At 72.2% G+C, this 562-nt stretch carries 1 pseudogene; it reads left to right on the forward strand.

Annotated elements, in window-relative coordinates:
• A pseudogene (locus G3N93_RS41265) lies at nt 1-562 on the forward strand (precorrin-3B synthase); the annotation flags it as partial.

Raw genomic sequence — 562 nt, forward strand, 5'->3', positions numbered from 1 at the left:
GCCGGGCTGGCCGGCTGCCCGCCCGGCGCACACGACGACCCGCCCGCTTCGATCGATGTCGCGCCGGATCAAGCTGCTGCGCTGGTGCGCGCGCTGCTGCTTGCCTTCCTCGATCTCGCGCCGGCGGACGTCACGCGGATGCGCGCGCTGCTCGCCACATGCAGCGAACACTCGTTGCTCGAACGCGCGCAGCAATACCTGCCCTTTCCGCTTGCAGCCGATCCGGCGCTCGCCGGCTGGCGCCGTACGCGCACCGACCCGACGCTGCGTTTCGGCGTGCGCCCGTCACTCGATGCCGCGCGCTGCAACGTCGGCGCGCAATGCGTGCTCGGCCGGCTCGATGCCACGCAACTGGAACGGCTCGCCGCGCTGGCCGAAACCGACGGCGACGGCACGCTGTCGATGACGCCATGGCAAGGCGTATTCCTGCATCACGTATCGCGCGAACGCGCACCGGCCACGCTCGATGCGCTCGCGTCGCTCGGCCTCGTCTGCGCGCCGTCCGACCCGCTGGCGACGCTCGTTGCCTGCACCGGCAGCACGGGCTGCGCGAAAGCGCGCG

Origin of the sequence: Burkholderia sp. Se-20378 (assembly GCF_017104665.1) — a bacterium.
Lineage (GTDB): Bacteria > Pseudomonadota > Gammaproteobacteria > Burkholderiales > Burkholderiaceae > Burkholderia > Burkholderia lata.